The organism is Streptomyces lasiicapitis, from assembly GCF_014646335.1.
Lineage (GTDB): Bacteria > Actinomycetota > Actinomycetes > Streptomycetales > Streptomycetaceae > Streptomyces > Streptomyces lasiicapitis.
In genome coordinates, this window is record NZ_BMNG01000001.1 from 741,456 (window position 1) to 768,286 (window position 26,831).

The 26,831-nt window shown below is 71.7% G+C and carries 26 protein-coding genes and 1 riboswitch; of the genes, 15 read left to right on the plus strand and 11 right to left on the minus strand.

The features are described 5' to 3' along the window. Positions 1 to 38: 38 nt before the first annotated feature. A complete protein-coding gene (locus tag IEY91_RS03295; RefSeq protein ID WP_373287877.1) occupies positions 39 to 1,313 on the plus strand; it encodes a D-alanyl-D-alanine carboxypeptidase family protein in 1,275 nt (424 codons plus the stop codon). Here IEY91_RS03295 and IEY91_RS03300 read toward each other — a convergent pair. Genes IEY91_RS03300 through IEY91_RS03315 form a run of 4 tightly spaced genes read right to left on the minus strand, consistent with a single transcriptional unit; the run spans position 1,264 to position 4,173 of the window. Further along, positions 1,264 to 2,202, minus strand: coding sequence for a YihY/virulence factor BrkB family protein (locus tag IEY91_RS03300; protein ID WP_189172710.1), 939 nt, complete (start codon positions 2,200 to 2,202; stop codon positions 1,264 to 1,266). The genes IEY91_RS03295 and IEY91_RS03300 overlap by 50 nt on opposite strands. 21 nt (positions 2,203 to 2,223) lie before the next feature. After that, a complete protein-coding gene (locus tag IEY91_RS03305) occupies positions 2,224 to 2,676 on the minus strand; it encodes a GtrA family protein (protein WP_229696663.1) in 453 nt (150 codons plus the stop codon). Further along, positions 2,673 to 3,671 carry a decaprenyl-phosphate phosphoribosyltransferase gene (locus IEY91_RS03310; RefSeq protein WP_189172711.1) on the minus strand — a complete coding sequence of 333 codons (999 nt, stop codon included), beginning with the start codon at positions 3,669 to 3,671 and terminating at the stop codon, positions 2,673 to 2,675. Before IEY91_RS03310 ends, IEY91_RS03305 begins: the two co-directional genes overlap by 4 nt. Further along, the gene (locus IEY91_RS03315; RefSeq protein ID WP_189172812.1) at positions 3,664 to 4,173 is read right to left on the minus strand and encodes a phosphatase PAP2 family protein; all 510 of its coding nucleotides are present in this window, start codon (positions 4,171 to 4,173) and stop codon (positions 3,664 to 3,666) included. Before IEY91_RS03315 ends, IEY91_RS03310 begins: the two co-directional genes overlap by 8 nt. Before the next feature lie 200 nt (positions 4,174 to 4,373). On the opposite strand from IEY91_RS03315, the gene dprE1 reads away from it, so the two are divergent. Both dprE1 and dprE2 read left to right on the plus strand, forming a co-directional pair. Beyond that, complete coding sequence (dprE1, locus tag IEY91_RS03320; RefSeq protein WP_189172712.1) at positions 4,374 to 5,735, plus strand: decaprenylphosphoryl-beta-D-ribose oxidase; 1,362 nt, start codon at positions 4,374 to 4,376, stop codon at positions 5,733 to 5,735. Positions 5,736 to 5,941: 206 nt separating this feature from the next. Continuing rightward, positions 5,942 to 6,697, plus strand: a complete 756-nt coding sequence (gene dprE2, locus IEY91_RS03325) for a decaprenylphospho-beta-D-erythro-pentofuranosid-2-ulose 2-reductase (RefSeq protein ID WP_164321471.1) — start codon at positions 5,942 to 5,944, stop codon at positions 6,695 to 6,697. A 24-nt stretch (positions 6,698 to 6,721) separates the two neighbouring features. Here dprE2 and IEY91_RS03330 read toward each other — a convergent pair whose 3' ends face one another. The 3 genes from IEY91_RS03330 to trpS form a co-directional block, all read right to left on the minus strand. Continuing rightward, positions 6,722 to 7,909 (minus strand): hypothetical protein, encoded by a 1,188-nt coding sequence (locus IEY91_RS03330; RefSeq protein WP_189172713.1) that lies wholly within the window; start codon positions 7,907 to 7,909, stop codon positions 6,722 to 6,724. Between the two features lie 68 nt (positions 7,910 to 7,977). After that, on the minus strand, positions 7,978 to 8,559 hold the full coding sequence (locus IEY91_RS03335; RefSeq protein ID WP_164321474.1) for a 2'-5' RNA ligase family protein: 582 nt from the start codon (positions 8,557 to 8,559) through the stop codon (positions 7,978 to 7,980). Between the two features lie 115 nt (positions 8,560 to 8,674). Continuing rightward, positions 8,675 to 9,712, minus strand: coding sequence for a tryptophan--tRNA ligase (trpS, locus tag IEY91_RS03340; protein WP_164321476.1), 1,038 nt, complete (start codon positions 9,710 to 9,712; stop codon positions 8,675 to 8,677). A gap of 217 nt (positions 9,713 to 9,929) precedes the next feature. Between trpS and IEY91_RS03345 the strand changes: the two genes are divergently transcribed. Continuing rightward, on the plus strand, positions 9,930 to 10,655 hold the full coding sequence (locus tag IEY91_RS03345; protein WP_189172714.1) for a hypothetical protein: 726 nt from the start codon (positions 9,930 to 9,932) through the stop codon (positions 10,653 to 10,655). Between the two features lie 28 nt (positions 10,656 to 10,683). Here the strand turns inward: IEY91_RS03345 and glyA are convergent, their stop codons facing one another. Beyond that, positions 10,684 to 11,976 (minus strand): serine hydroxymethyltransferase, encoded by a 1,293-nt coding sequence (gene glyA, locus IEY91_RS03350; RefSeq protein WP_189172715.1) that lies wholly within the window; start codon positions 11,974 to 11,976, stop codon positions 10,684 to 10,686. A 41-nt stretch (positions 11,977 to 12,017) separates the two neighbouring features. Then, a riboswitch (ZMP/ZTP riboswitch) is annotated at positions 12,018 to 12,108 on the minus strand. A gap of 196 nt (positions 12,109 to 12,304) precedes the next feature. Here glyA and rocD point away from each other — a divergent pair. Continuing rightward, positions 12,305 to 13,507 carry an ornithine--oxo-acid transaminase gene (gene rocD / locus IEY91_RS03355; RefSeq protein WP_189172716.1) on the plus strand — a complete coding sequence of 401 codons (1,203 nt, stop codon included), beginning with the start codon at positions 12,305 to 12,307 and terminating at the stop codon, positions 13,505 to 13,507. Here rocD and IEY91_RS03360 read toward each other — a convergent pair. Further along, entirely contained in the window at positions 13,504 to 16,788 is a 3,285-nt protein-coding gene (locus IEY91_RS03360; RefSeq protein WP_189172717.1) for an AfsR/SARP family transcriptional regulator, read from the minus strand. The genes rocD and IEY91_RS03360 overlap by 4 nt on opposite strands. Positions 16,789 to 16,944: 156 nt before the next feature. Here IEY91_RS03360 and IEY91_RS03365 point away from each other — a divergent pair, with 156 nt between their 5' ends. The 4 genes from IEY91_RS03365 to IEY91_RS03380 all read left to right on the plus strand — a co-directional run bounded on the left by IEY91_RS03365 (position 16,945) and on the right by IEY91_RS03380 (position 19,969). Next, a complete protein-coding gene (locus tag IEY91_RS03365) occupies positions 16,945 to 17,967 on the plus strand; it encodes an NADP-dependent oxidoreductase (protein WP_189172718.1) in 1,023 nt (340 codons plus the stop codon). 47 nt (positions 17,968 to 18,014) lie between these two features. Beyond that, a complete protein-coding gene (locus tag IEY91_RS03370) occupies positions 18,015 to 18,599 on the plus strand; it encodes an NAD(P)H oxidoreductase (RefSeq protein ID WP_189172719.1) in 585 nt (194 codons plus the stop codon). Positions 18,600 to 18,690: 91 nt separating this feature from the next. Then, positions 18,691 to 19,566, plus strand: a complete 876-nt coding sequence (locus tag IEY91_RS03375; RefSeq protein WP_189172720.1) for a polysaccharide deacetylase family protein — start codon at positions 18,691 to 18,693, stop codon at positions 19,564 to 19,566. A 49-nt stretch (positions 19,567 to 19,615) separates the two neighbouring features. Further along, entirely contained in the window at positions 19,616 to 19,969 is a 354-nt protein-coding gene (locus IEY91_RS03380; protein WP_189172721.1) for a hypothetical protein, read from the plus strand. Here the strand turns inward: IEY91_RS03380 and IEY91_RS03385 are convergent. Then, positions 19,957 to 21,201 carry an MFS transporter gene (locus tag IEY91_RS03385; RefSeq protein ID WP_189172814.1) on the minus strand — a complete coding sequence of 415 codons (1,245 nt, stop codon included), beginning with the start codon at positions 21,199 to 21,201 and terminating at the stop codon, positions 19,957 to 19,959. The two genes, IEY91_RS03380 and IEY91_RS03385, sit on opposite strands and share 13 nt — an antisense overlap. A gap of 140 nt (positions 21,202 to 21,341) precedes the next feature. On the opposite strand from IEY91_RS03385, the gene IEY91_RS03390 reads away from it, so the two are divergent. From IEY91_RS03390 to IEY91_RS03405, 4 genes are all read left to right on the plus strand, one after another. Further along, complete coding sequence (locus IEY91_RS03390) at positions 21,342 to 22,289, plus strand: LysR family transcriptional regulator (RefSeq protein ID WP_189172722.1); 948 nt, start codon at positions 21,342 to 21,344, stop codon at positions 22,287 to 22,289. 132 nt (positions 22,290 to 22,421) lie between these two features. Then, positions 22,422 to 22,766: a hypothetical protein gene (locus tag IEY91_RS03395; RefSeq protein ID WP_189172723.1), complete on the plus strand. Its 345-nt coding sequence runs from the start codon at positions 22,422 to 22,424 to the stop codon at positions 22,764 to 22,766. Between the two features lie 118 nt (positions 22,767 to 22,884). Continuing rightward, on the plus strand, positions 22,885 to 23,730 hold the full coding sequence (locus IEY91_RS03400) for an SAM-dependent methyltransferase (RefSeq protein ID WP_189172724.1): 846 nt from the start codon (positions 22,885 to 22,887) through the stop codon (positions 23,728 to 23,730). 124 nt (positions 23,731 to 23,854) lie between these two features. After that, a complete protein-coding gene (locus IEY91_RS03405) occupies positions 23,855 to 24,043 on the plus strand; it encodes a hypothetical protein (protein ID WP_189172725.1) in 189 nt (62 codons plus the stop codon). A 594-nt stretch (positions 24,044 to 24,637) separates the two neighbouring features. Here IEY91_RS03405 and IEY91_RS03410 read toward each other — a convergent pair. Continuing rightward, positions 24,638 to 25,063, minus strand: a complete 426-nt coding sequence (locus tag IEY91_RS03410) for an ATP-binding protein (RefSeq protein ID WP_189172726.1) — start codon at positions 25,061 to 25,063, stop codon at positions 24,638 to 24,640. A gap of 118 nt (positions 25,064 to 25,181) precedes the next feature. Between IEY91_RS03410 and IEY91_RS03415 the strand changes: the two genes are divergently transcribed. Together IEY91_RS03415 and IEY91_RS03420 are read left to right on the plus strand one after the other, a co-directional pair. Beyond that, entirely contained in the window at positions 25,182 to 26,030 is an 849-nt protein-coding gene (locus tag IEY91_RS03415; RefSeq protein ID WP_189172727.1) for a helix-turn-helix domain-containing protein, read from the plus strand. Further along, complete coding sequence (locus tag IEY91_RS03420) at positions 26,027 to 26,200, plus strand: DUF397 domain-containing protein (RefSeq protein ID WP_189172728.1); 174 nt, start codon at positions 26,027 to 26,029, stop codon at positions 26,198 to 26,200. Before IEY91_RS03415 ends, IEY91_RS03420 begins: the two co-directional genes overlap by 4 nt. Positions 26,201 to 26,831 lie beyond the last annotated feature (631 nt).

A 26,831-nucleotide genomic window follows, 5' to 3' on the forward strand; every position in this document is an offset into this window, starting at 1 on the left:
CCGAAAGGCGCCGGGCCCTGCCCCGTACGCTCTCGTCCGTGCCTGTCTCGAAAAAGACCGCCGTGCTGCTCGCCACGGCGACACTGCTCTGCCTGTCGACCGCCGCTCCCGCGCTCGCCGACGACAAACCGGGCGGTGCTTCCAACAACTCCAGCGACAAGGACAAGCCGAAGCCGCCCGCGTCCATGTCGACGGTCGGCGGCGCGCGGCTCGGCGAGCCGGGCACGCAGGTGGACCTGAGGGCGGGCGCCCCGGTGCTTCCGAAGGATCTGTCGGCCCGCTCCTGGATGGTGTCGGACGCCGAGTCGGGCGAGGTGCTCGCCTCGCACAACTCGCACTGGCGGCTCGCCCCGGCCTCCACCCTGAAGATGCTGTTCGCGGACACGGTCCTGCCGAAGTTCCCCAAGACGGCCAAGCACCGGGTCGAGACGAAGGACATGGAGGGAATCGGCGCGGGCAGCAGCCTGGTCGGCGTCAAGGAGAACGAGACGTACTCCGTCCACGACCTGTGGCTCGGTGTCTTCCTGCGCTCCGGCAACGACGCCGTGCACGTCCTGTCGTCCATGAACGGCGGCGTCGCGCAGACCGTGAAGGACATGCAGGCGCACGCCGAGGAGCTGCAGGCCCTCGACACGCACGTCGTCACGCCCGACGGCTACGACGAGAAGGGCCAGGTGTCGTCGGCGTACGACCTGACGCTCTTCGCGCGCTCCGGGCTGCAGAAGAAGGACTTCCGCGAGTACTGCTCGACGGCCACCGCGAAGTTCCCCGGTGAGACGAAGAAGGTCAAGAAGGGCAAGGACAAGGGCAAGACCAAGCGCGGCGAATTCGAGATCCAGAACACCAACCGGCTGCTCACGGGCGACCTGGGCCTGGACCCGTACAAGGGCATCGCGGGCGTGAAGAACGGCTCGACGACCAACGCGGGCACCACGTTCACGGGTGTCGCCGAGCGCAACGGCAAGGTGCTGCTCGTCACGGTCATGAACCCGGACTCCGGCGAGAGCCAGGCGGTCTACAAGGAGACGGCCCGCCTGCTCGACTGGGGCTTCGCCGCCAGCGGCAAGGTGAAGCCGGTCGGCGAGCTGGTCGCCCCGAAGGGCGCGAACACCGGCTCCGGCAAGGGCGCGCCGGGCAAGGGCCAGGCGGGCGGTGCGGAGAGCGCGGCGAAGGCTACCGACGAGGGCTCCGGCGGCGGCATGGGCGTGGCGCTCGGTGTGACCGGCGGTGTGCTCGCGCTGATCGCGGGCGGCCTGTTCCTGCTCAACCGCCGCTGGCCGCTGCCCGACCTGGTGCGTCGCCGCCGCCCGTAGCGGCTTCCGCGGGCTCCGCCTCGGCAGGGGCGGGGCCCGCCGACTCCTTCGCCGTGGCCGTCCACGCCGCGCAGAACAGCAGCAGCTTCGCGGTGAAGTTGATCCAAAGCAGCAGCGCCACGGGCACACCGAAGGCGCCGTACATGCTCTTCGCGGCGACGCCCTTCATATAGCTGCCGAGCAGCACCTTCAGGAGCTCGAACCCGGCCGCGCCGATCAGCGCGGCGACGACGAGCGGGCGCCGGGGCGGATGTACGCCGGGCAGCAGCGTCAGGACGTACAGAAGAAGCAGGAAGTCCGCGAGGACAGCGATGGCGAACGCGGTGATCTGAAGCAGGACGCCGCCCGCGCCGTCCCGGTCCACGCCGAGCTGGTCGGCGGTCCAGCCGACCGCCGTCGAGGCCACGGCGGAGGCGGCCAGCGAGGCGAGCCCGGCGCCGCCGAGCCCGGCGAGCACCCCGAGGTCCTTGAGCTTGCGCAGGAACGGGTTCTCCTCGGGGTCCTCCAGCTCCCACACCGCGCGCAGGCACTCCCGCATCGAGCTGACCCAGCCCACGCCGGTGAAAAGCAGCAGCGCGCCCGCGACAAGGCCGACGGTGCCCGCGTTGGCGATGAGCGCGTCCAGGTCCAACTGGTCGGAGATCCCCGGCACCTGCTCGGAGATCTTGTTCTCGATGCGCTTCACCTGGCTGTCGCTGAGCGTGGCGGCGGCGATCGCCGCGGCCACGGTGATCAGCGGGAACAGCGCGATGAAGCTGATGAAGGTCATCGCGGCCGCGAGCCTGCTCCAGTGGACGCGGTCGAGCCGCTCGTAGGAGTGCCAGGCGTGCGTACGCGTCAGCCGTTCGACGAGCGGCCCGATCCCGGGCAGCTTCTTCAACCAGTCCATGTCACCGTCACCCCGTCCGTTTCACCCCGTCGGCGCCAAGGCACTCCGCGAACGGAATACCAGGGTCCGGGTACCCCAGAATCGCAGGATCGTGGCAAGCGCCATGCCGATTCCCGCTCCCGAGATCGTGTCGGCGCGCCGCGAGGTCAGCCCGAGTCCGTAGTGCGAGACCGCCAGGCACAGGAGCTGGACGAGGGCGCCCGCGACGTTGACGGCGAAGAAGATCCCGTACTGCCGCAGCCGCGAGAGGCCGTGCGGCGCGCGCCGGTAGGTGCCGAGGGCGTTTCCGGTGTACGCCACCGTGCATCCGGCCACGAAGGAGAGGGCCTTGGCCGTCAGCGGGTCCAGGCCGACGGGCCCGCGCAGCCAGACGAAGAGCCCGAGGTCGGCGGCGTACGCGCAGAGCCCGACGACGGCGAAGCCGGTGAGCTCGGGCCCGGCGGCCCGCAGCCACCGGACTGCGGAACCCCTCACCAGTCCGCGACCGCGAGCCCGTACATGGCCAGCCACACCACGCCGATCAGCGCGAGCGCCCGGTCCCGCAGGACGACGTCCTCCGGCTCGCCCGCCGTGCCGCGGTCGGCGAAGACGGCGTACCGCAGGATCGCGAGGATGAAGGCGACCATGGAGAGCTGCCGCCACGGCAGCAGGCCGGTGCCCGCGATGCCGCCGCTCTCCATGGCCCACAGGCAGTACGCGAGGACGGCGACCCCGGCCGCGAGCTGCCACACGAAGCGCAGATAGCCGGTCGTGTACGAGGTGAGCAACGCCCGGGTGGCGCCGAGCCGTTCGGCCCGCCCCTCGTCCTCGGCGGCCTGCGCCATCTGCACGGCCTCCGAGTACCGCTTGGCGGACACCATGAACAGCGCCCCGAACCCGGTGGTGATCAGGAACCAGCGCGAGAGCGGGATGCCGAGCGCGACACCGCCGATCATCGCCCGCATCAGGAACCCGGTGGTGACGACGGCCAGGTCGACGACGAGGACGTGCTTGAGGCTGACGCAGTACGCGAGCTGCATCAGGACGTACGCGGCGAGGAGCACCGCCGTGAGCGGGGTGCACAGGAGCGCGGCGGCCGCGGGCGCGAGGACGGCGAGCAGCCCGCCCACGGCGTACGCGACGGACACGGGGACCTGCCCGGCGGCGACGGGGCGGCGGCACTTGGTGGGGTGGGCGCGGTCGGCGTCGGCGTCGCGGGCGTCGTTGATGAGGTAGACGGCGGCCGCGGCGGCGGTGAACAGGCCGAAGACCAGGGCGACTTGGGTGAGGGCGTGCCGCGAGAAGAGCTCGCCGGCGGCCGCGGGGGCGGCGACGACCAGGACGTTCTTGACCCATTGGCGGGGGCGGGCGGTCTTGAGGAGGCCGAGGGGGAGGGCGCCGGGGCGGCCGGGTCTCGGGGAGCGGGGGCCGAGGGGACCCCGCTGCTCCAGGACGGCGGCTCGTTCGGCCGTGGCGGCTCGTTCAGCCATCAGTGGGGGCTCCCATCCAGGTCCGGCCCGCCCGCGCGGCGAACGCTCCGAGGGCCGCGCCCGCCGCGACGTCCGAGGGGTAGTGGACGCCGACGACCATGCGGGACACGCACATCGCGGCGGCCAGCGGCGGCACGAGGCGGGCGCAGGCGGGGCGCAGCGCGCCGTACGCGAGGGCGGCGGCGACCGCGGAGGAGGCGTGCGAACTGGGGAAGGAGTGCCGTCCCGTGGTGCGCACCAGCGGCTCGACGTGGGCAGGGCGTGGCCGCCGCACGATCCGCTTCACGCCCATGCTGGCCAGGTGCGCGGCGGCGGTGAGCGCGGCGGCGCGCAGCCAGCCGGTACGCCGCTCACGGTCGAGCGCCGCCCCGGCGAGGCCCGCGGCGAGCCAGACCGCGCCGTGCTCACCGCTCCACGACAGGGCGCGGGCGGCGCCGGCCACGCGCGGGTCGGCGCCGCAGTCGCGCAGCGCGGACAGCAGCCGGTGGTCGGCGTCGCGCAGGGACCGTCTGCTCCCCGAGCACTTCACATCCAGAGCCGGCCCCAGATCGACATCCCTCGTATTCGTCACATAGCGACTCTTCTCCGTAAACCCTCAATAACTATGGCAATCTTTGATGACACTCCCTCAATCACCCATTTCGGTGAGAGGACGGATGGTGGTGAACAAATCGCCCACACGGGGGCGATACGGTCGCTGGCATGCCATCCACCCCAGCGCCCGAGTCCGTATCCGTGTCCGGCTGGGGTCGCACCGCCCCCAGCACCGCCCGTCTCGTACGGCCGCGTACGCACGCGGAGGCGGTGGCCGCCCTCGGCGCCTGCGCGGAGCACGGGGGCATCGCGCGCGGGCTCGGGCGGGCTTACGGGGACGCCGCGCAGAACGCGGGCGGGGCCGTGCTCGACATGACGGGCCTCGACCGCGTGCACAGCATCGACGCGGACGCGGGCACCGTCGTGTGCGACGCGGGCGTCTCGCTGCACCGCCTGATGGAAGTCCTGCTGCCGCTCGGCTGGTTCGTGCCGGTGACGCCCGGCACGCGTTACGTCACCGTGGGCGGCGCGATCGGCGCCGACATCCACGGCAAGAACCACCACGTGTCCGGCTCCTTCGCGCGGCACGTCCTCGCCCTCGACCTGCTCACCGCCGACGGGACCGTGCACACCGTGGAGCCGGGCAGTCCGCTCTTCGACGCGACGGCCGGCGGCATGGGCCTGACCGGCGTGATCCTCTCCGCCACGCTCCAGCTTCACCCCGTGGAGACGTCCCTGATGGCCGTCGACACCGAACGCGCCGCCGACCTCGACGACTTGATGGCCCGCCTCGCCGCGACCGACCACCGCTACCGCTACTCCGTCGCCTGGATCGACCTCCTCGCCCGCGGGGCCGCGACCGGCCGCGCCGTCCTGACCCGCGGCGACCACGCGCCGCTGGCCGCGCTGCCCGCCCGCGCCCGCACCGCGCCCCTCGCCTTCCGGCCGCGCCAACTGCCCGCCGCGCCGCGCTTCCTGCCCGAGGGGCTGCTCGGGCGGCGCTCGGTGGGCCTCTTCAACGAGCTCTGGTACCGCAAGGCGCCCCGCTCCCGCACCGGTGAGCTTCAAAAACTCTCCGCCTTCTTCCACCCCCTCGACGGCGTGCCGCACTGGAACCGCGTGTACGGGCGCGGCGGCTTCGTCCAGTACCAATTCGTCGTCGGGTACGGCGAGGAGGAGACCCTGCGGCGCATCGTGCACCGCATCTCCGCGCGCCGTTGCCCGTCCTTCCTCGCCGTCCTCAAACGCTTCGGCGAGGCGGGGTCGGGCTGGCTGTCGTTCCCCATGCCCGGGTGGACCCTGGCCCTGGACATCCCGGCGAACCTCCCGGGCCTGGGCCCCTTCCTCGACGAACTCGACGAAGAAGTGACCGCCGCGGGCGGCCGCGTCTACCTCGCCAAGGACTCCCGCCTACGCCCGGACACCCTGACGGCGATGTACCCCCGCCTCCCCGACTTCCGCACCCTCCGCAAGAACCTGGACCCCCACACCCTCTTCCGCTCCGACCTCTCCCGCCGCCTGAACCTCTGACACCGCCCCAGCCTCCCTCCCCCCCGGCCCAAGCCACTACCAACGGCACGCAGTCGGCACTATCAGCCCGTCCGGCGTTTGAGGACGAGGCGCGGAGCGCCGATCAGCGGGGTCCAGGGGCGGCAGCCCCTGGTTACGGGAAGGGGCGGGATTGGGGAGCCCCCGGCAAGGCCCCACCCACCCGCACCCAGCCCCCAAGGACCCCCATGAAAGACGCCTTCGGCACCCCCCAGTCCCTCCTCATCCTCGGCGGCACATCCGAAATCGCGATGGCCACGGCCCGACGCCTGGTCGCCCGCCGAACCCGCAAGGTCTGGCTCGCAGGCCGCCCCTCCCCCGCCCTGGAAAAAGCGGCGGCACAGCTCCGCGACATGGGCGCCGACGCCAGAACGGTCCCCTTCGACGCCCTGGACGCGGAGTCCCACACCGAGACAATCGGCGGCCTCCTCGCGGACAACGACATCGACATGGTCCTGCTGGCCTTCGGCATCCTCGGCGACCAGGCCCGGGACGAGGACAACCCGCTCGCGGCGGTCCGCGTGGCCCAGACGAACTACACGGGCGCGGTCTCCGCGGGCCTGATCTGCGCCCGCGCGCTGCAGGCCCAGGGCCACGGCTCCCTGGTGGTCCTCTCCTCCGTGGCCGGCGAACGCGCCCGCCGCTCCAACTTCATCTACGGCTCCAGCAAGGCGGGACTGGACGCCTTCGCCCAGGGCCTGGGCGACGCCCTGCACGGCACGGGCGTACACGTCATGGTCGTACGCCCCGGCTTCGTACGCTCGAAGATGACGGCGGGCCTGGACGAGGCCCCGATGGCGACGACGCCGGAGGCGGTGGCGGAGGCCATCGAGACGGGCCTGCGCCGCCGCTCGGAGACGGTGTGGGTGCCGGGCGCGCTGCGCGTGGTGATGTCGGCGCTGCGCCACGTGCCACGCCCGGTGTTCCGCCGCCTGCCCGTGTGAGCGCGACCGCCGGAGAACCCCGGCTCAGGGCTCGTACACCGCCACCACGGGCATCATCAGCGGATTCCCGCTCTGCATCACGTACACCTTCCCGGCCCCCACGAACCGCTTCGTCCCGGGCACCCGCCCCACCCGCTCGAACCACAACTGCTGCTCGCCGCCCGCGGTGACCGCGCCGGTGGCGGGCAGCCGTTTCCAGGGAACCTTGCGGCAGGAGCCGTCGGCGGCGCGGAACCGGTGCCGTTCGAAGAGCACGCCGCCCGCGCCGTCGTGCGCGACGGGGGGCCGTGACAGGCAGGGGTCGGTGTCGGCGTCCGGCTGCCGGTGCCAGCGCGTGCCGTCCCAGCGGAGCTGGACGTGCTCGCTGGACGGCTCGGTCTCGGACTCGCCGTCGTTGGAGGAGTGGATGCCGTACGCCCACACCTCGTCGCGGGACACGGCGAGCACCTCGGTGAGCGAGGCGCCTGCCTCCGGCGGGACGGGGTCCTCGAAGCGGAAGGCGGGCGTCGGCGTCAGCTTCCAGGCGTGGGCGCGGGCGTCCCAGCGCATGGCGGCGGGCTGCGTCTTCTCGCCCCCGGCGCCGCCCGCTCCGGGCCCGCTGTCGCGGTTCCCGACGGCCCACACGTTGTCCCCGGAACTCCCGTCGAGCGCGTGGGCGACGGCGGGCAGCGGGGTTGCGGTCCAGCGGGTGCCGTCCCAGTGCGCGGCCCGGTCGCCCACGAGCGCCCACACGTCGTCGGGCGCGAAGGCCTTGAGGTCGCCGACGGCGCCCTGGACGGGCGGCCGCGGGACGGTGCGCCAGCGGGTGCCGTCGAAGCGGGCGAGGCGGGAGCCGTAGCCGGGCGCCACGCCGTGGAGCCACACGTTGTCGGGCCCCGACGCGTCGAGCCGGGGCTGCGAGACGCGTCCGCCCAGTGCGGCGGGGAGCGGGGTACGCCGCCACTTGGTGCCGTCGTAGCGCAGCAGGTACGGGTCGGACCGGCCCGTACTGCCGCTCTGTTCGGCACCCGCGGCCCAGATGTCGTCGGCGGCGACGGCCGCGACGGCCTCCACCGTGCCCCTGGCCCGCTTGTCGACGTGCACGATCTTCCACGAGCCGCGCTCGGCGGAGCCCGGCGCGCGCGAGCTGTCCGCACCACCCGCGGAGCCACCGCCGCCCCTGCCGTCCCCGCCGCACCCGGCCAGGAACAACACCCCGGCGACCGCGCTCACCACGGCTCTGTACGCCCTCACTGAAGCCCCCGTCCGACCGCCCCGGGTCGCCCCCGGGTCCCGCCCGGTCAGCGGGCGGGCAGCGTACCCCGCGCGGCCGGGGCGGACGCCTGCGGAGGCACCGTGGACCCGCCGAAGGCGAACTCGCGCAGCTTGCGCCACACGCCGTCGGCCCCCTGCTCGTACAGCGCGAAGCCGGTGCACGGCCACTCGGCCTCGTACTCGGAAAGCTCCTCGTACGCGCGGTCCATGGCCTCGGCCTCGATGCCGTGGGCGACGGTGACGTGCGGGTGATACGGGAACTGCAGTTCGCGTACGAGGGGTCCTGAGGTGTCGCGGACGCGCTCCTGGAGCCAGGAGCAGGCCGAGCCGCCCTCGACGACCTGGACGAAGACGACGGGCGAAAGGGGACGGAACGTACCGGTCCCCGAGAGCCGCATCGGGAAGGGGCGTCCCGCGGCCGCGACCGACGTCAGGTGCTGCTCGATCGCGGGCAGCGCGCCGGACTCCACCTCGGTCGGCGGAAGGAGCGTGACGTGCGTGGGGATGCCGTGTGCGGCAGGGTCCCCGAAGCCGGCGCGCAGCTCCTGGAGCAGGCTGCCGTGTGGCTCCGGGACCGCGATCGACACACCGATCGTTACGGTCCCCACGTCGTACTCCTGTCGTCGTGTTGGTGGGCAGGGGGTTCCGCCGTGCCGGACGGCGGGGTGGTGCTCGGTCGGGTGGGCCGGGGGTCGTGCTCGGTCGGGCGGCCCGGGGTGGTGCTCAGTGCTTGGCGGGCAGGAAGCCCACCTTGTCGTACGCCTGGGCCAGGGTCTCCGCCGCGACGGCGCGCGCCTTCTCCGCTCCCTTGGCCAGGATCGAGTCGAGCGTCTCCGGGTCGTCCAGATATTCCTGGGTGCGGTCCCGGAAGGGGGTCACGAACTCGACCATGACCTCGGCGAGGTCGGTCTTCAGCGCACCGTAGCCCTTGCCGGCGTACTTCTGCTCAAGTTCCGCGATACCGGTGCCGGTGAGGGTCGAGTAGATCGTGAGCAGGTTGCTGACGCCCGGCTTGTTCACGGTGTCGTACTTGATCACCGTGTCGGTGTCGGTGACGGCGCTCTTGACCTTCTTGGCGGTGGCCTTGGGCTCGTCGAGGAGGTTGATGAGGCCCTTCGGCGCGGACGCCGACTTGCTCATCTTGATCGCCGGGTCCTGGAGGTCGTAGATCTTCGCGACCTCCTTGAGGATATGCGGCGCCGGGACGGTGAACGTCTCGCCGAAGCGGCCGTTGAAACGCTCGGCCAGGTCACGGGTCAGCTCGATGTGCTGGCGCTGGTCCTCGCCGACCGGCACCTCGTTGGCCTGGTAGAGCAGGATGTCGGCGACCTGGAGGACCGGGTACGTGAACAGGCCCACCGACGCGCGGTCCGCGCCCTGCTTGGCCGACTTGTCCTTGAACTGCGTCATGCGGGAGGCCTCGCCGAACCCCGTCAGGCAGTTCATGACCCACGCGAGCTGGGCGTGCTCGGGCACGTGGCTCTGCACGAACAGCGTGCACCGCTCCGGGTCCAGACCCGCGGCAAGGAGCTGGGCGGCGGCGAGCCGGGTGTTCGCCCGCAGCTCCGCCGGGTCCTGCGGAATCGTGATCGCGTGCAGGTCCACGACCATGTAGAACGCGTCGTGGGACTCCTGGAGGGCCACCCACTGGCGGACGGCGCCCAGGTAGTTGCCGAGGTGGAACGAGCCTGCGGTGGGCTGGATGCCGGAGAGCACGCGAGGACGGTCACCGGGGAGCGAGCGGGGACGATCAGAGGCCATGCTCAGCATTCTCTCAGGTGCCGCCCGTTGGTCGGGAACTGGTGCGTGACGGGTGGGAACCGATTCGGTCCGGGCGGTGTACCAAGGGTGTGGGTGCACGGGGGATGCCTTGGAGGAGGCTCCAGGGCGGGCGGGGCGAGTGCTGGAGGAAGCTCCGGGACGGCTCGTCGTTCAAGCCGTGGCTCTGTCGATCGTCGCCGATGAGACGAGGAACACAGTGCGAGGGGCAGGGGACAGGACAAGGCAGGGGCCGCCGCGCCGCACGGCCCGGCGGCTCGCCGCAGCGGGCGTCACGGCGGTGGGCGTGCTGCTCACGCTGCTCCTCTGGGCCCCGCAAGCCGCCGCCGGCGGGTCCACGAGCGTGCTGCTCACCTCGCCGGAGAGCGCGGAGACGGCGTCGCTGTACAACGGCCGGGAGAAGTACGCCGAGTTGGAGACCCTGCTCGGCCCCACCACCAAGGGCGAGAGCGAGCAGCCGCCCGGGCTGAGCCTGGGCACCACCCGACAGATCAACGTGACCTGGCTGGTGCACGACGTGACGCCGTGGCGCGTGGACCGGGTGTATCCCGAGCCGTCGGCCGCGAAGGGCGCGGCGATATGGATCCACACGACGACGGACACCGAGACGATGAGCGGCTACTGGCACAGGTCCCCGGACCCGTCGGCCCTGCGCTCCCTCCTGAAGGACCTGGGCCTGATGGGCAAACCGGCCGACGGGGAGCGGAGCCACCCGGGGATACGCCCGTCGGACGCGGGCACATCGGGCCGCGACACCGCAGCCGGGGACGGCCCGGCCGGAGGCAGCCCGTCCGGGGGCGACTCGGGCTGGCGCTGGGCGATACCGAGCGCGGCGGCGGGCGCAGTGGCAGGCGCGGGCACCCTGCATTGGTTCCGCCGTCGCACCCAGGAAGAGCCACCCGGCCAGGAACTGATCGACACCTGACCGGCCGGGTGGCGAGTCCTACCGCCGCTCAGGTCGCCGTCAGCCCCGGCGCCGGAAACGCCCCCATGAGCTCCCCCACCTCACCCCGAATCTTCAGCAACGCGTCCTCGTCCCCCGCCCCCGCCGCCCGGACCCCGCGGTCGATCCACTCGGCGACGGTGTCCATGTGGGCGGTGGTGAGGCCGCGGGAGGTGAGGGACGGGGTGCCGATGCGGATGCCGGAGGGGTCGAAGGGCTTTCGGGGGTCGTAGGGGACGGTGTTGTAGTTGACGACGATCCCGGCCCGGTCGAGGGCCTTCGCGGCGATCTTGCCGGGGACGTTCTTGGGCGTGAGGTCCATCAGGATGAGGTGGTTGTCGGTGCCGCCGGAGACGAGGTCGAAGCCGCGGGCGAGGAGGGCGTCGGCGAGGGCTCGGGCGTTGGCGACGACGGCGTGGGCGTAGTCGCGGAAGGAGGGTTGGGCGGCCTCGTGGAGCGCGACGGCGATGGCTGCGGTGGTCTGGTTGTGGGGCCCGCCCTGGAGACCGGGGAAGACGGCCTTGTCGATGGCCTTGGCGTGCTCCTCGCGGGCCAGGAGCATCGCGCCGCGAGGGCCGCGCAGGGTCTTGTGGGTGGTCGTGGAGATCACGTCGGCGTGCGGCACGGGTGAGGGGTGGGCGCCGCCCGCGATCAGCCCGGCGATGTGGGCGATGTCGGCGACGAGCACGGACCCCGCCTCGCGGGCGATCTCGGCGAAGGCGGCGAAGTCGATGGTGCGGGGCAGCGCGGTGCCCCCGCAGAAGATCAGCTTCGGCCGCTCCTTGAGGGCGAGTTCGCGTACGGCGTCGAAGTCGACGAGCCCGGTGTCCTCACGTACGCCGTACTGCACGCCGCGGAACCACCGGCCGGTGGCCGAGACGCCCCAGCCGTGGGTGAGGTGGCCGCCCATGGGCAGGGCCATGCCCATGACGGTGTCGCCGGGCTCGGCGAAGGCGAGGTAGACGGCGAGGTTGGCCGGGGAGCCGGAGTAGGGCTGGACGTTGGCGTGGTCGGTGCCGAAGAGGGCCTTGGCGCGGGCGACGGCGAGGCGCTCGACCTGGTCGATGTTCTGCTGGCCCTCGTAGTAGCGGCGGCCGGGATAGCCCTCGCTGTACTTGTTCTGCAGCACGGTGCCGGAGGCTTCGAGGACGGCGGCGGAGACGTAGTTCTCGCTGGGGATGAGGCGGAGCGTGTCGGCCTGGAGCCGTTCCTCGGCGCCGACGAGGGCGGCGAGTTCGGGGTCGGCGGCGGCGAGGGCGGGGTGCTGGTGGGCAGCGGGCTGATGGGCAGGGGGCTGCGTCATGGCGTCCTCCGGGGCGAGCGGTGAGATGTCCGGTCGTGGTCCCGGGGTGCCCAGGCGGTCGGCACCTCGAAGGCGTTGCCTCGCACGGCTTCCTCAGGGTCGATTCCCTGTGCGCCAGTCGCCGTGCTGTGAAAAACCAGCCTATCGGGCACTCCACCGTGTCGTGGTCCTTCGCCCGTGCCCTTCGTTGAGGATGCGAGCGACGATAGGAATTGGGCCACATGCCCGTCCCGTACCGTCCGTCCCCTCCCGGAAGAACGCGCATCGCGCCGTGAACAGCCGGAAGCCAGCGCACGACGACGTGCGCCCGCGAGAAACGGAGCCCCCCGTGACCACTACGGAAGACCTCATCGCCTCGGCCGAAGCGCACAGCGCGCACAACTACCACCCCCTCCCTCTCGTCGTCGCGTCGGCGGAGGGCGCCTGGATGACGGACGTGGAGGGCCGTCGCTACCTCGACATGCTCGCCGGCTACTCGGCGCTGAACTTCGGCCACGGCAACCGCCGCCTGATCGACGCGGCCAAGGAGCAGTTGGAGCGCGTGACGCTGACGTCGCGGGCGTTCTACCACGACCGTTTCGCGGAGTTCTGCGCACGCCTCGCGGAGCTGTGCGGCAAGGACATGGTGCTGCCGATGAACACGGGCGCGGAGGCCGTGGAGACGGCGGTGAAGACGGCGCGGAAGTGGGGGTACCGCGTCAAGGGCGTGCCGGACGGCCGGGCGAGGATCGTGGTGGCCAGGGAGAACTTCCACGGCCGCACGACGACGATCATCAGCTTCTCCACCGACCCGGAGGCCCGCGCGGACTACGGCCCGTACACGCCGGGCTTCGACATCGTGCCGTACGGCGACCTGGACGCGCTGCGCGAAGCGATCACCGACGACACGGTCGCGGTTCTGATCGAGCCGATCCAGGGTGAGGCCGGGGTCCTGGTCCCGCCGCCCGGCTACCTCCCCGGCGTCAGGGCACTGACCAGCGACTACAACATGCTGTTCATCGCCGACGAGATCCAGTCGGGCCTCGGCCGCACGGGCCGGACGTTCGCGTGCGAGCACGAGGGCGTGGTCCCGGACGTGTACGTCCTCGGCAAGGCGCTCGGCGGCGGTGTGGTGCCGGTGTCGGCGGTGGTGGCGGACGCGGACGTGCTCGGCGTGTTCAGGCCGGGCGAGCACGGCTCGACGTTCGGTGGCAATCCGCTGGCGTGCGCGGTGGCCCTGGAGGTCGTCGCGATGCTGAACACCGGCGAGTTCCAGCAGCGCGCCACCGAGCTCGGCGAGCACCTGCACGCCGAGCTGGGCCTGCTCGTGGGCTCCGGCAAGGTCACCGAGGTGCGCGGGCGCGGTCTTTGGGCGGGCGTCGACATCGACCCGTCGTGCGGCACGGGCCGCGAGATCTCCGAGAAGCTGATGGACCTCGGGGTCCTGGTGAAGGACACCCACGGCTCGACCATCCGGATCGCGCCGCCGCTGGTGATCAGCAAGGAGGATCTGGACTGGGGGCTCGACCAGCTCCGGTCGGTGCTGGGTTAGTCCACGGCGGCCACCTTCTTCGCGTACGCGACTTCGTACGCGGCCTCGTACGCCGAAGTGCCGAGGGCCGTGCGGGAGCGGGTGGTGGCCCGGTCGACGTCGGCGCGTTCGGCCGGGGGCAGGGGGGTGCCCTCGGCCTGGCGGAGGGCGGCGGCCTCGCCGAGGAGGGCGGCGGTGGCCGGGTGGTCACCGGCGAGGGAGCGGGCGCCCGCCAGGCCTTCGAGGGCCAGGGCCACGGCCCGGTTGTCGCCGGTGCCGCGGGCCACGGCCAGGCCCTCGCGGTGCAGGGTCTCGGCGCGCGGGGCGTCGCCGCGCTGCTCGGCGACGTATCCGAGCTGGGCGAGGAGCAGCGCGGTGCCGGAGTCGATGCCGAATCGGCGGTTGAAGTCGAGCCAGGGCAGGAGGTGCCGCTCGGCGGTGTCGAGGTCGCCGCGGCGGCGGGCGCCGAGGGCCAGGCCGGTCTCGGCGAACTGCTGCGCGGGCCGGTGCGACTGCTGGACGGCGAGGCGCGCGGCACGCTCGTGGTACTCGTCGGCGCGGGCGTCGTCGCCGGTCAGGAGGGCGAGGCGGCCCAGGCGGGAGAGGCGGAAGGAGACGTCGGTCCAGAGTTCGAGTTCCTCGGCGCCCGCCATGCCGTCGCGTTGCAGGCGTGCCGCCTCGTCGTAGTCGGCGGCGATCTCGGCGAGTACGCCGAGTTGTTCGGACGACTGCAACTGCCCCCAGCGGTCGCCGAGTTCGGTGAACAGGGCGGCGCTGCGGGTGGCGTCCGCGCGCAGGGCGGGGAGGTCGCCGGCGTAGAGGGCGCGGGTGGCGCGGACGCTGAGGGTGGCGGCCTCGCCCCAGCGGTCGCCCGCCGTGCGGAACTCGTCGAGCAGCGCGTCGACTCGGGCCGTCTCGGCCTCCGTACGTTCGAAGCCGCAGCGGGCGAAGGCCAGGAGCCAGCGGGCTCGGGGGGCGGCGTGGCCGTCCCGCTCGGTCACGCAGTCCGCGCCGTACGCGCAGGCGTCTTCGCCGGTCAGGAGGCCGAAGGCGGAGAGGGAGGTGGCTGCGGTGGCTCGGGCGCCGTTTTCGCGCGCGGGTGCGCCCGGGTTCAGGTCCAGGGCGAGGCCGATCCAGCGCAGGGCCTCGCTGAGGCGGCCTCGCAGGAACCAGTACCAGGTCAGGGAGTTGACCAGGCGCAGGGTCAGGGTGGCGTCGGCCTCGGTGGTGGCCCACTCCAGGGCGGCGCGCAGGTTCACCGTCTCCGCGTCCAGGCGGCGGAGCCAGTGGTGCTGGTCGGGGCCGTGCAGGGCGGGGGCGGCGCGTTCGGCGAGGTCTGTGTAGTGCAGGGCGTGGCGGTGGCGGAGGGGCTTCGACTCGCCTGCTTCTTCGAGGCGTTCGAGGCTGTAGGCGGCTACGGATTCGAGCATGCGGTGGCGGATGAGGGTGTGGGGGGTGCCGGGGGTGGGGGTGTGGGCTGTGGGGGTCAGTAGGGAGCGGTCGGTCAGGCGGGTTATCAGGTCCAGGACGGGGGGTTCGTCCGGTGCCGCGTGCGGGTCTCGGTGCGACGCTTCGTCCAGTACGGATTCCGCGCTCTCCAGCGTGAATCCGCCCGGGAACACCGCCAGTTGACGCAGCGCCCGCTGTTCCGGCGGCGTCAGGAGTTCCCAGCTCCAGTCGATCATCGCGCGGAGGGTGCGCTGGCGGGCCGGGGCGTCTCTGCGTACCTGGTTCAGGAGGCGGAAGCGGTCGTGCAGGCGGTCCGCGAGGGCGTGTACGCCCAGGGTGCGGACGCGGGTCGCCGCCAGTTCCACGGCCAGGGGGATGCCGTCGAGGCGGCGGCAGATCAGGGACGCGGCCTCTAGGTTCTCGGGGTTCAGGGTGAAGCCGGGGGTGGTCGCCGTGGCTCGTTCCTCGAAGAGGCGCAGGGCTTCTGCCTCCGGCAGGGGGACGACTGTTTCCAGGGTTTCTGCCGTCAGGGCGAGGGGTTCCTGGCTGGTGGTGAGGATGTGCAGGTGGGGGGCCTTGCGGAGTAGGTGGGCCACCAGGTCGGCTACCGGGTCCAGTAGGTGTTCGCAGTTGTCCAGGACGAGGAGGGCGTGGCGGGGGGCGAGGGCTTGGGCCAGGGCGGTTTGTTTCCCCGAGCCCGCCCCTTCCCGAGGCCGGGGGCTCTGCCCCCGGACCCCCGTGTCGGCGCTTCGCGCCTCGTCCTCAATCGCCGGACGGGCTGAAAACCCCGCCGTGTCCTCTCGGATGCCCAGTGCCGCCGCCACCGTCTCCGCCACGTCGTCCCCCGTTCCCGCCAGTTCCACCAGCCAGGCGCCGTCCGGGAATTCGTCGGCGTGGTCGGTGAGCAGGGTGCGGGACGCCTCCAGGGCCAGGCGGGTCTTGCCCACGCCGCCGGGGCCGGTCAGGGTCACCAGGCGGGTCCCTCGGACCAGGTCGCGTACGCGGGATATCTCGGCGTCGCGGCCGATCAGGTCGGTCACGCGGGCCGGGAGGTTCGTGTGGGGGCGGGTCGGGGTGGGTGCCGCCGGGCGCGGCGGGGGTGCCAGGGACGGGTCCTGGCGGAGTATCGCCTCGTGCAGGGCCGTGACCTCGGGGCCCGGGTCCGTGCCCAGGTCGTCGGCGAGGCGGCGGCGCAGGTCCTGGTACGCGTCCAGGGCCTCGGAGGGGCGGCCCGCCCGGTAGAGGGCGCGCATGTGGGCCGCGCGCAGGCGTTCGCGGAGTGGTTCGCGGGCGGTCAGGTCGGCCAACTCGTCGGCCAGCAGGGTGTGTTCGCCCAGGTCCAGGCGCAGCTCGGCCAGCGTCTCCTCGGCGGTCAGGCGCTGTTCCTCCAGGCGGGCCGCTGTCGCCCTCGTGAACTCCGCGTCGCGGAAGTCCGCGTAGGCGGGGCCTCGCCACAGGGCCAGGGCGTCGGTCAGGAGGGCTGCCCGCTCGCGGGGGTCGACCGTGTCGTCGTACGCGGCCGTCGTCCTGGCCGTGAAGCGGGCCGCGTCCGTGGCGTCGTTCGCCAGGCGCAGCGCGTAGCCCGCCGGGCCGTACGTCACCAGGTCTCGGCCGCCCGGCTCGGCCGCCGCCAGGGCTCGGCGTAGCTGGGAGACCTTGGTCTGGAGGGAGTTCGCGGGGTTGGTCGGGGTGCGGTCCGCCCACAGGTCGTCGACCAGCGTGTCCACCTGGACCGGGCGGCCCCCTCGCACGAGGAGTGCGGCGAGCAGTGCGCGCACCTTCGGCTCCGGGACCGGCACGATCGCGCCGTCGTCGGCGCGTACCACCAGGGGGCCCAGCTCCTCGAATCGCATGCCGTAACCGTAATCGTGTCCGGCCGACCGGATCGTCGTGCGTCAGCCGTCAGTGGTTCGTGCGAGCCCCCAGGCACCTTGTTCCTCGTCGCCGGAAACGGCAACGCAGCACAGCGAACAGATCCACCAACCGCACCACACACCAAGGAGCCCACCATGCCCGCCTCCCGTGAAATCCGCCTCGCCGCCCGCCCCGTCGGTCAGCCCGCCCCCACCGACTTCGAACTGGTCACGACCCAGGTCCCGGACAGCGTCGCCGAAGGCCAGATCCTCGTCCGGAACACCTGGATGTCCGTCGACCCCTACATGCGGGGCCGCATGGACGACGTGCCCTCGTACATCCCGCCCTTCGAGCTGGGCGCGGCCCTCGACGGAAGCGCCATCGGTGAGGTCGTCGCCTCGGGGAGCCCGGACGTGCCGGTCGGGGCGACCGTCTCGCACTTCGCCGGGTGGCGTGAGTACGTCGTGCTCGACGCCGCCGCCGTGACGGTCGTCGACACCGCGCTCGCCCCGGCGTCCGCCTACCTCGGGCCGCTGGGTACGACGGGACTGACCGCCTACGCGGCGCTGACCCGGATCGCCCCCGTCAAGGAGGGTGACGTCGTGTTCGTGTCGGCCGCGGCCGGTGCCGTCGGCAGTGTCGCGGGGCAGGTGGCCCGTGCGCTCGGGGCGTCCCGGGTGATCGGCTCTGCGGGTGGTCCGGCGAAGACGAAGAAGCTGCTCGACACGTTCGGGTACGACGCCGCCATCGACTACCGGCAGGGCGGTCTGCCCGAGCAGCTCGCCCAGGCCGCGCCCGACGGCGTCGACGTCTACCTCGACAACGTCGGCGGCGACCACCTCCAGGCCGCGATCGGCGCGCTCCGCCCGCAGGGCCGCGTCGCCCTAGTCGGCGCCATCAGCACGTACAACGCCACCACGCCCGCCCCCGGCCCCGACAACCTCTTCCACGCCGCGAAGCAGGAGGCCACCCTGCGCGGCATGCTCGTCACCAGCCACCTGGACCTCTTCCCGGAGTGGATCGCCAAGGCGGCCGGGATGCTCGCCGACGGCACCCTGCGCACGGAGGAGACCGTCGTCGACGGCATCGAGCGCGCCCCGGAGGCCTTCCTCGGCGTCCTGCGCGGCGCCAACACCGGCAAGATGCTCGTCCGCCTGGACGGCAACCCCACCAAGTAACACGGCAACCCCACGCCCCCGCTCCCCCTCGAAAGCGAGCCCCGCCCATGGCCGACGTCCTGCTCGTCACCGGTCACCCCCGCTCCGACTCCCTCACCTCCCAACTCGTCCGCCACGCAGGCGAACGCCTCACCGCGCAGGGCCACACCGTCGACCTCCTCGACCTCACCGCCGAGGACTTCGACCCCCGCATGACCCCGGCCGACGAGCCCGACTGGGCCGACCCCGACAAGGACTACTCGCCCGAAGTCCGCGCCCACATGCGGCGCGTGGCCGCCGCCGACACGATCGTCGTGGTCTTCCCCGTGTGGTGGTTCGGCCTGCCCGCCCTGCTGAAGGGGTGGATCGACCGGGTCTGGAACAACGGCTTCGCGTACGGCCGCAAGGACCCGCTGCTCGCCGGGAAGCACATGCTGTGGCTCGGTCTGGTCGCCTACCAGGGCGAGCAGTTCGCCAAGCTCGGCTGGGAGGACACGCTGACGCGCACGCTGGGCACCGGGATCTCGGAGTACTGCGGGATCAAGGCCGAGAACGTGTCGGTACGGTTCGTGTACGACTCCCTGGAGACGGGCGAGAAGGCCTTCGGGGTGGTGGACTCGGCCCTCGACGACTTGACCCTCACATCAGTGTGAAGGTTTCAGGATGTGTGCAGAAGGAAGCCGCGGTGCTGCTCACAGCACATGGCAGCACCGCGCCACACCGCACACAGACAAGGTGAACCCGATGGACAACCAGCTCTACGACTACAGCCCCATCGTCGAACGCGAGCCGATCCAGTGGCCGGAAGGCGCCAAGGTCGCCTTCTACGTCGGGCTCAACATCGAGCACTACGAGGTCGACAAGCCGTCCACCTCCACGTTCCCGGGCACCGCGCACCTCGCCCCGGACCCCCTCAACTACGGCTGGCGCGACTACGGTCCCCGGGTGGGCTTCTGGCGCACCCTGGAGACCCTCGACCGTCACCGGGTCCGGGCGAGCGTGCTGCTCAACTCCGATGTGGGCGACCGCTATCCGCAGATCGTCAAGGCGGGGCGCGAGCGCGACTGGGCCTGGCTCGCGCACGGCAAGAACAACTCCATCTTCCAGGCGGACATGACGGAGGACGAGGAGCGCGCGTATCTGACGGACGTCGTCTCCACCATCGAGCGGACCACCGGCACCCGGCCGCGCGGCTGGATGGGACCGGCCCTGACGGAGACCTTCCGCACCCCTCACCTGCTCAAGGAGCTGGGTCTTGATTACGTCCTCGACTGGACGAACGACGACCAGCCTTACGCCCTCAACGTCCCCGGCGTCTTCAGCGTCCCGTACTCCGTCGAGCTGAACGACATCAGTCTCTTCGTCGGCAAGAGCACGTCCGGCCCCGACTTCGTACAGATCGTCAAGGACCAGCTCGACCAGTTGCACGAGGACGCGACCGCGGCCGACAGCGGCCGGGTCATGGCCCTCGCCCTGCACCCGTTCGTGATCGGCCAGGCGTTCCGCGCCAAGTACCTGGACCAGGCGCTTGAATACGTGGTGAATCACCCGGGGGTGTGGGTGACCACGTCGGACGAGATAGCCGAGCACTATCGGTCCACCCGATCCGCAGAGTCCTGAGGGGCGCGCCTTCTTGTCGGCCTTGCCCTGGTTCGGGACCGTTGCGCTCATGATGAAGCGAACGAAGCTCGCGGTGGCGGGAGCCGCCCTGCTCCTGACCCCCCTCACCGTCGGCGCCGGGCACGCGACCGCGGCCCCCGCCCCCACTCAAGCCCTCGCCCCCGCCGCCTGCGAGATCGGCGGCCCCCACACCGACTTCAGGGGCACCAACATCCACATGCGCAACAAGCCCGGCGGCGATCACGTCGGCTGGGCCGACCAGGGCGACTGCGCGTACTGGTACCAGACCGACTCGGGCCCCAACGTGCAGTGCCAGGACGGCAGCAGGACCGCCGCCTGGCAGCTGGTGCAGAACAAGCGGACGGGCGTGGTGGGTTACGTCTCGGCCTGCTATCTGGGCTGAGGGGCGGGGCGGTGGGCGCCGCGCGTGGCCTTGATCAGCAGGAGCGGGGTGGCCAGGAGGAGCGCGCCCGCGGTGGCGACGGCCGTGCGCGGGCCCGTGAGTGCGGCGAGCAGTCCCCAGGTCGCGGTCAGGGCCGCGACCGTCGCCTTAGTGGTGATCGACCAGGCGGAGAGGGTGCGGGCGAGGCGGTCGGGCGGGGTGCGGTTCAGGCGGTACGTGGCGTACACCGGGTTGAAGACACCCATGCACGTGATCAGGCCCAGCTCGATGCCCATGACCAGGGCGAGACCGGTGGGGCCCGGGTGCACGAAGGCCAGGCCCGGGAGCCAGCAGGCGCGCAGGGTCCCCGCGGTGCGCAGGACGGCGTGCTCGCCGAAGCGGTGTACGAGGGGGCGCGACAGCCGGGAGCCGATAAGCCCGCCCACACAGGGCAGCGCGAACGCGAGGCCGTACTGCCAAGGGGCGAAGCCGAGTCGGCCGAGCATGAGGACGGCGAGTGGGGGTGAGGCCGCCATGATCAGGCCGCTCACCAGGACGGTGTTGAGGAAGAGGGGCCGCAGGGCCGGGTCGGCGAGGAGGAACCGCCAGCCGTCGGGGAGATCGCGGGCACGCAGCCGGGGCTGGCCGCTCCGCTCGGGGTACGGCTCCTTGCCGCCGATCGCATGGATCCCCGCCGCCGAAAGCACATAGCTCAGCGCGTCCGCCGCCACCGTCACCGCCGGGCCGAACATCCCCACCGCCGCCCCGCCGAGCGGCGGCCCCAGTGCCGTGGCCGTCCAGGAAGTCGACTCCAGGCGACCGTTGGCCGTCAGCAGGTCCTCCTGGCGTACGAGGGATTTCAGGCAGGCACCGGCCGCCGCGCTGAAGGCGATGTCGGCGGCGGCGACCAGTACGGACACAACCAGAAGTTGGGCGAAGGTCAGAGCGTCGAGGGCGTACGCGGCCGGGACGGTCAGGAGGGCCGCGCAGCGGATCAGGTCCATCGCCACCATCACCGGGCGCTTGCGGCGGAACTCCACCCAAGGTCCGAGCGGCACCGCGAGGACCGCCCCCGCCGCGAGCCCCACCGCCGAGAGGAGCGACACCTGCGCCGGGCCCGCGTGCAGCGCGAGGATCGCGATCAGGGCGAACGCGTCGAAGGCGAAGCGCGTACCGAACGCGCTGACTCCGTACGCCGCCCACAGCCACCCGAAGTCCCGGCCCAGCGACCTCCGCCCGCCCCTGCCCGCCATACCGAGCGCCCCCTCTCCGGACAAGCCTTCGCCGCCCTCGACCTCGGGCATCAAAGCCAAGGGCCGGGCCGCCCGGCAAACAACCAGGGAGAGACCTAGTACAACCAAGGGTTGTACACGAGTGGGCGTATGGTGACCGCGTGGATCTCAACGCCGTACGCACCTTCGTCGCCTCCGCCGACACGGGCCAGTTCCAGGAGGCCGCCGCCGATCTGGGGATCACCCAGCAGGCCGTGTCCAAGCGGGTGGCCGCGTTGGAGGCGGATCTCGGGGTGCGCCTTTTCACGCGGACGCCGCGCGGGGCGCGGCTCACGATCGACGGGCAGGCGTTTCTGCCGCATGCCCGTGCGCTGCTTGAGGCCGAGGAGCGGGCGGCGGCGTCCGTCAGGCCGGGCAGCCGGGCGCTGCGCGTAGACGTGGTCGGGCGGCGGGTGGCGACGGCCGGGCTGCTGCGGGACTTCCATCGCGCGCACCCGGAGACCGACCTCGACGTCGTGACCTTGTTCGGCGCGGACGCGGCGATCGCCGCGCTCCTGGACGGGACGATCGACGCGACGTTCCGCGCGGTCACCATGCCGGGGCGGCGGCTGCCCGAGGAGATCGAGGCCGTGCCCGTGCTCGACGAGCCGCTGTTGCTGTTCACCGGCCCCGCCCACGAGTTCGCGGGCGCCCCGTCGGTCACGCCCGCGCAGCTCGCGGGGCGGCGGATCTGGATGCCGGGCAACACCGCGGGGACGGAGTGGGCGGCGTACTACGACGAGCTCGCCGCGACCTTCGGGTGCGAGATCGACGTGGTCGGCCCGATCTTCGGCGTCGAGTCGCTGCTCGACACGATCGCGGACTCGGCGACGCTGGCGACGTTCATGAGCAAGCAGACCCCGCTGGTCTGGCCCGCAGGGCACGATCTGCGGCTCATCCCTCTCCGCGACCCGACGCCGGTCTACCCGCACTCGCTGCTCTGGCGTCGCGACAACCCGCATCCCGGTCTTGCCGCGCTGCGCGATCATCTGCTCGCGGCCCGACCGGCGGACCACGGAGGCCCGGAGACCTGGCGACCCAAGTGGGCCATGCCGCGGGCGTCGGACTGAGCACATGTATGGGCTGTAACGAACGTTCTATTCAGTGGGGGTAGTTGTTCCCGGGTGGGGTGGGGAGGGTTCCCGGGCGCCAGGGGGCCTGCACCCTGGGCGGTCCCGCCGCCCTCCGCGAGCGTGGGCGCCATGACCACCACCACACGCGTTACGGCGCCCCGGCTCGGCCGCACGGCGCTGGCCGCCGGTGCCGCCCTCGCCCTCTTCGCCGCGCTGCCCACCGCCAGCGCCCACGCCGCCACCGGCACGTTCTTCTACCACTCGCGCGACGCCGGGGACCTGGAGATGAACAACCCGGCCAACAACGAGTGCCGACTGCTCGTCCAGGGAGGCGCGACCAGCGCCGACAACCAGACCGACACGACCGCGACGATCTACTTCGACCACGGCTGCGAGGAACCCCACAGCACCCTGCGCCCCGGTCAGTCCACCGGCTTCTTCGGCTCGCTCCCGCACAGCGTGCGGTTCGGCTGAAAACCTCGCCCCGCGCCCCCGTGGCCGACTTGGCGCTCTTGATCGTTTCCCGTGGCGGCACCCACGCTTGGGGTGCCGCCACGTGGGCGGCACGGTGAAGAGCGAGGGGACAGCACGCATGAGCGAGAATCTGGCCGGCAACGAGGACGCGACGCGCAGCTATTACGAGTCCAGCGACGTCGACGGCTTCTACGACGCGGTGTGGGGCGGCGAGGACATCCACACCGGCATCTACGCCCACGACGCGGAGCCCGTCGCCGCCGCCTCGCGCCGCACCGTCGAGCGCCTGGCCGACCGCCTCGCGGACACTCTCGGCCCCGACCGCACCGTCCTCGACCTCGGCTCCGGCTACGGCGGCACCGCCCGCTACCTCGCCGAGCGCTTCGGCTGCCGGGTCGTCGCCCTCAACCTCAGCGCCGCCCAGAACGACCGCCACCGCGCGGCCAACGCGAAGCGCGGCCTGGACTCCCTCATCGAGGTCGTGACCGGCTCTTTCCACGAAGTCCCGTACGCCGCCGACCATTTCGACGCCGTCTGCTCCCTGGAGGCGTTCTGCCACAGCGGTGACAGGTCCCGCGTGCTCAGCGAGGCCGCGCGCGTCCTGAAGCCCGGCGGCGCCCTCGCCTTCACCGACATCATGGCCGACGAGGACACGCCCGCCGAGGCGCTGCTCCCGGTCGTCTCCCGCCTCGGCGTGGACGCCCTGGCAACCCCGTCCTTCTACCTCCGCCAGCTCGCCGACCTCGGCCTCGCCCCGGCCGCCTTCGACGACCACAGCACTCAACTCACGTACCACTACGTCCGGTTGACGGCCGAGACCCGCGCCCACGAGGCCGAGCTGCGCGCCACCATCAGCCCCGCCTACGTCGACGGCCTGCTCGCCAACCTCCCCCTCTGGGTCGACGCCACCCGCGCCGGACTCCTGCGCTGGGGCATCTTCAGCGCTCGGCACACTGTCGCCTAAGGCGCTTATCTGCTCTTACGAGTGAGCTGTGCGTGCCCGATCATCACCTTGGGCAGTTGTGGGAATGGCTCGCTCCGGTTGTCGGGGCGAACTCCAACCCCCCTCCGCTGAAAGGCACTTCGCCATGCGCCGCACCGCTGCCGTGATCCTCGGAACCGCCGCACTCCTCGGCGTCCTCGCCACCCCCGCCTCCGCCGCCCCCGCCCCTGGGGGCGGCCTTGTCGGCACCACCGCCGAATCGCTCGTCGCGACGGTCAAGAACGCGGTCACGGGTGTCGAGGTGACTGTGGACAACGTCATCGCCACCCTCTAGTCGCCTCCCCCGGCGCGGGCATCGCCTGCGCCGGGGGAGCCCGGATTGGGACAGAAAACATTCTGTCGACCCATTCAGGTGAAACAAGGCTTACCAGCGGCTTTGCCGGGTAACTCGGGAACGCCTGAGCCAACCCCCTCCACGTAAGGACCCCCCATGACGCGCCCACGCGCCATCGCCTTCGCGGCTGCCTGCGCCCTGACGTTCCTCCTCGCCACCCCCGGCTCCGCCTCGGCCGCACTGGGCGACTTCCGCTACACCTAGACCGACGCCAACGGCGTCGAGCGCCGGCAGAAGCTCAACGACAACGGGAACGACGACCTCGCGACCAACGAGTGCCACAACGTCAAGGAAGCGGAGGCCGCGGGGACCAAGCCCGCGCACTCGCCCGCGAACAAGACGGACACGAAGGTCTACGTCTTCGAGAGCATCGACTGCGAAGGCACGTATCAGGTTCTAAACAGGGGGGGTGAGGGCGGCGTGAACCTGAAGTTCCGGTCCTTCCTCTTCCAGTACAGCTAGCCTCCGGCCCCGCTGCCCCGGTGCGGGCCCGAACAGGCCCGCACCGGGGCAGCGCGCCGCGACTGGGCACCTCTAGGGGACGTCCAGCTCCGCCCACACCGTCTTGAGCGGTTCCGGGCCCAGCTCCACGCCCCAGCGGTCCGCGAGTGCCGCCACGATCTGCAGGCCGCGGCCCGTCTCGTCTTCCCCGTCCGGCTCCCGCACCTCCGGCAGCCGGTCACCCCGCGTATCCATCACCTCGATACGCAACACCTCGACGCTCGCCGTCAGCGTCACCCGGAAGTCCCTCGCGGGCACCCTCCCGTACACCGCCGCATTGCTCGCCAACTCCGCGATGATCTGGCCTGCGGCCTCCAACGGGACTCCCCATGTACGGAGTTGCTCCGTCGAGAGCAGCCTTGCCAGGCGGGCTCCCCTGCGGGTGCTCGACAGTTGCACACTGAAGCGGCGCACGGGCGCTGGCACTTCGGCCCTGGGGCGGGTGATTTCTCGGTTCACATAACTGAGCGTGGCCGATGACGCTTAGCCTGAACAGTGATGATTCCTGTGCGTACGGTGACTGTCCGGTCCTGTACCGGCTCGTCCTGTCCGTACCCGTGACCTGGGGAGGTACGCCGTGAGCGTGGACGAGGACGACGTCGGCTGGGAGGTCGACTCCGACGACGAGTCGAGCGCGATCGCTGAACTCATCGGGCGGCAGATCAAGCTTTGGCGGGAGGCCGCCAGCCTGCGGGCAGTTGAGTTCGGTGAGCGCATGGGGTACGGGGAGAACCTGATCCACAAGGTGGAACGCGGGGCGCGGATTCCCAGGCCGGAATTCCTGGACCGGGCCGACCAAATCCTCAACGCCAACGGTCACCTCCAAAGCCTGAAGGCCGACGCCGAAAGGGCTCGGTACCCGCGACGAGTCCGGGATCTGGCCAAGCTGGAGGCCCAGTCCGTCGAGGTGTGCGCGTACAACAACTCCGTGATCGAAGGGCTGCTGCAAACCCCTGAGTACGCATCGGCTGTGTTCGGCTGCCGACGTCCGCCCTTCGACCAGGAGGAGCTGGAGCAGCGGCTCTCCGCGCGCATGGCTCGTCGAGCGATCATCGACGGGACGTCAGCCACGCCAATGTTCAGCTTCGTGCAGTGCGAGTCGACGCTACGTCGCCCCCTCGGGGGCACAATGGTGCTCCAAGCCCAACTCGAACACCTGTTGGAGGTCGGCAAGTTGCGCAACGTGGACCTTCAAGTCCTACCTCTGGACCTTGAGGAGAACGCCGGTCTCGGCGGGCCATTCAGGCTGTTCAAGCTCAAGGACGGCAGCACGGTCGCCCACAACGAAGTCCAGCTCGTCAGCCGGGTGATCTCCAGTCCGAAAGAGGTCCAGACCCTCGACGTGCGCTATGGGATCATCCGGGCACAGGCGCTTACGCCACGTGAGTCGTTGGCCTTCATCGAGAAAGTGCGGGACGAGACATGACGTTGGAGTGGTTCAAGAGCAGCCACAGCACTGACGACGGCCCCGCCTGCGTCGAAGTAGCCACCACCCCCGACACCATCCACATACGCGACTCCAAGAACCCCGACGGCCCCCAACTCGCCGTTGCGGCCACCGCGTGGAGCGACTTCCTCCCCTACGCGCAAACGTGAACGAGGCCGCCCGGAGGTAAGCAGAGTGGCGCTTCCGGGACGGAAGTCAAGGGCGCCCTTCGGGCGTCGGCTTCGCCGATTCCGCTTCGCTCCACCCTTGACTACCGCCCCTACAGCGCGAGTTGACGTAAGTCCGGGCGGCCCCGGGGTGAGGCGGCGGGCAGGGCCTGGTGGAGGCGGACGGCTTCATTGCCGGGTGCCGCCCGGCACTGACTTGGTGCACCTCGCGGACAGGGCAGCCGTGCGGCCCGGGTGGCGAAGGGGCCAAGCCCGCCCGCCGAGCGCGGCTCGGATCCTCCCGACCCCGCCCGACTCCTCCAGACTCAGCCGGACTCGTTGGGCCTGAGCCTCCCCCAACTACCTACTTTGAAAAAGTTGCGAGAGGCGCGCAGAAGTAGTGCACCCAAGCAATTCACGCCCCCTCCCCACCCCCACTGACCTGCACTGACATGTGCCAAATCTGTGCCGACAGGCGGGGGCGCACGCCTTCCCACCCGCACTACCCCGCGCGCCTCGCACAACTTTTCCGAAGTAGGTAGTTGGGGGGGGAGGGTGAGGCCCGGCCGAGACCCCCGACACCCCGACGCCCCGACGCCCCGACGCCCGGCCACGCGACCGCCCCCTCCTCCTC

Excerpts from the sequence above, each read along its gene's own strand:
- IEY91_RS03405 (WP_189172725.1), top strand. The coding sequence starts at position 23,855 with ATGCGCCGCACCGCTGCCGTGATCCTCGGAACCGCCGCACTCCTCGGC.
- IEY91_RS03300 (WP_189172710.1), bottom strand. The coding sequence starts at position 2,202 with ATGGACTGGTTGAAGAAGCTGCCCGGGATCGGGCCGCTCGTCGAACGG.
- IEY91_RS03365 (WP_189172718.1), top strand. The coding sequence starts at position 16,945 with ATGCCCGCCTCCCGTGAAATCCGCCTCGCCGCCCGCCCCGTCGGTCAG.
- IEY91_RS03400 (WP_189172724.1), top strand. The coding sequence starts at position 22,885 with ATGAGCGAGAATCTGGCCGGCAACGAGGACGCGACGCGCAGCTATTAC.
- trpS (WP_164321476.1), bottom strand. The coding sequence starts at position 9,712 with ATGGCCTCTGATCGTCCCCGCTCGCTCCCCGGTGACCGTCCTCGCGTG.
- IEY91_RS03370 (WP_189172719.1), top strand. The coding sequence starts at position 18,015 with ATGGCCGACGTCCTGCTCGTCACCGGTCACCCCCGCTCCGACTCCCTC.
- IEY91_RS03360 (WP_189172717.1), bottom strand. The coding sequence starts at position 16,788 with ATGCGATTCGAGGAGCTGGGCCCCCTGGTGGTACGCGCCGACGACGGC.
- IEY91_RS03395 (WP_189172723.1), top strand. The coding sequence starts at position 22,422 with ATGACCACCACCACACGCGTTACGGCGCCCCGGCTCGGCCGCACGGCG.
- dprE2 (WP_164321471.1), top strand. The coding sequence starts at position 5,942 with ATGAAAGACGCCTTCGGCACCCCCCAGTCCCTCCTCATCCTCGGCGGC.
- dprE1 (WP_189172712.1), top strand. The coding sequence starts at position 4,374 with ATGCCATCCACCCCAGCGCCCGAGTCCGTATCCGTGTCCGGCTGGGGT.
- IEY91_RS03420 (WP_189172728.1), top strand. The coding sequence starts at position 26,027 with ATGACGTTGGAGTGGTTCAAGAGCAGCCACAGCACTGACGACGGCCCC.
- glyA (WP_189172715.1), bottom strand. The coding sequence starts at position 11,976 with ATGACGCAGCCCCCTGCCCATCAGCCCGCTGCCCACCAGCACCCCGCC.
- IEY91_RS03385 (WP_189172814.1), bottom strand. The coding sequence starts at position 21,201 with ATGGCGGGCAGGGGCGGGCGGAGGTCGCTGGGCCGGGACTTCGGGTGG.
- IEY91_RS03380 (WP_189172721.1), top strand. The coding sequence starts at position 19,616 with ATGATGAAGCGAACGAAGCTCGCGGTGGCGGGAGCCGCCCTGCTCCTG.
- IEY91_RS03310 (WP_189172711.1), bottom strand. The coding sequence starts at position 3,671 with ATGGCTGAACGAGCCGCCACGGCCGAACGAGCCGCCGTCCTGGAGCAG.
- IEY91_RS03375 (WP_189172720.1), top strand. The coding sequence starts at position 18,691 with ATGGACAACCAGCTCTACGACTACAGCCCCATCGTCGAACGCGAGCCG.